Source organism: Paenibacillus chondroitinus NBRC 15376, from assembly GCF_004000765.1.
Lineage (GTDB): Bacteria > Bacillota > Bacilli > Paenibacillales > NBRC-103111 > Paenibacillus_E > Paenibacillus_E chondroitinus.
The window spans coordinates 1-1,906 of sequence record NZ_BILW01000101.1; the positions used below are offsets into that span (position 1 = coordinate 1).

1 protein-coding gene is annotated in these 1,906 nt (G+C 47.1%); it reads left to right on the forward strand.

Features of this window, described 5'->3' with window-relative positions; all coding sequences use genetic code 11:
* The first annotated feature begins 404 nt into the window (after positions 1–404).
* Positions 405–1,820, forward strand: a complete 1,416-nt coding sequence (gene ltrA, locus PCH02S_RS35445) for a group II intron reverse transcriptase/maturase (RefSeq protein ID WP_127458796.1) — start codon at positions 405–407, stop codon at positions 1,818–1,820.
* Positions 1,821–1,906: the final 86 nt, after the last annotated feature.

Here is a 1,906-nt window from a genome sequence, read left to right on the forward strand (position 1 = left end):
GTGCGCCACGCATGGCGATTAACTAGGCGGTGAAAGTCCGCTGTGGGGGCTTGTAGTTGCCAACCACTAGCCAAGAGCAAGGGTGTCCATCGCGAGGTGGAATCTGAAGGAAGCTGGAGGCAAAATTCCGACCCGAGGAACACGAACGGCATCAGGCATAAGGCACGGGATGAGTCTGCAAAACAAAACGAAGTCCAATTAACTACACAGACGTGCCAATGTAAATGACGCGGGTGCATGGAAGGAAAGTGAATCGTCTTACCGTGGGAGATCTCATGGACGTGGAGAGATGTATTTCGAATCACGGTTGAAACAAGATTTATCATGAGAAGTCAGCAGACGCCATAGTACCTCGAATCGTCGACAACTCGAGGGAAGGGCTGAACCTAAGGAGGTGTCGGTCAATGAAAGTTACTAAAGCAGGAATAAAGCACAGCCAACTTCCAAGAACGGAGGGCTCTATGCAGAAGAATAGCGCGGAACGCGAAGGATATGCGGGAGCGTGCGGTCCTGCAAAGATAACTGAAACGGACAGCACCAATGTAAACGAGTCGGTAGGAGGACTCTTGGAACAAATTGTGAGCAAGAACAACTTGAACGAAGCGTTCAAGAGAGTGAAAGCAAACAAAGGATCTCATGGGATCGATGGGATGAAAGTGGATGAACTTCTGCAATATCTCAAAGAGAACGGGGAAACACTCAGAGAGTCCATCCTGGAGGGGAAATACCATCCGAATGCCGTTCGAAGGGTAGAAATACCCAAGGAGAACGGAAAGAAAAGAAATCTGGGAATACCGACGGTGGTTGACCGAGTCGTTCAGCAAGCGATTGCGCAAGTACTAACGCCAATTTATGAGAAGCAATTCTCGGAGAACAGTTATGGTTTTCGCCCCAAACGAAGCGCTCATGACGCCATTAAGAAAAGCCAAGGTAACATACAAGAAGGATATAAGTATGTCGTCGACATGGACTTGGAGAAATATTTTGACACCGTCAACCAAAGTAAACTGGTTGAAGTATTGTCGAGAACGGTTAAGGATGGGCGAGTGATCTCGCTCATTCACAAGTTCTTGAAGGCAGGTGTGGTGGTGAAGCACAAGATGGAGGAAACCGAAGTTGGCGTACCACAAGGAGGCAATTTAAGCCCCATACTAAGCAATATTATGCTGAATGAACTGGATAAGGAATTGGCAAACAGGGGTCACCGTTTTGTACGTTACGCAGACGACCTGCTCATCTTCTGCAAAAGCAGAAAGAGCGCAGAGCGAACGCTAACAAACATCCTGCCGTTTATTGAGAAGAAGCTGTTTCTCAAAGTGAATCGGGAGAAAACGGTGGTGGACGAAGCGACAAGAGTCAAATTCCTTGGATTCTCATTTTATCGTCAAAAAGGGAGAGCTAAGGTCAGAATACATCCGAAAACCATTGCGAAAATGAAAGCTCGGATAAAGGAACTTACATCGCGAAGCAGTGGGAGAGGAAATGAAGCCCGAGTAGACCAACTTAAACGCTACATTATGGGGTGGACAAACTACTTCAAAATAGCGGATATGAAAAGTTTGCTGAGATCCACGGACGAATGGATGAGAAGACGAATTCGCATGATCTACTGGAAACAGTGGAAGCGAGTGAGAACAAGGTATGCAAAACTGAAATCGTTAGGAATTCGCAGCCACCAAGCAAGGGAGTTCGCAAACACGCGAAAAGGCTATTGGAGAACATCCAATAGTCCAATCCTCACCACATCCCTCGAAAACAACACCCTCAAGGAACAAGGATTCTTATTCTTTTCAGATTATTACCGGCAAGTCGCAACGTAAACTTAGGAACCGCCGTATACCGAACGGTACGTACGGTGGTGTGGGAGGTCGGCTACTCAATTAATGGGTAGCCTCCTACCCGATTT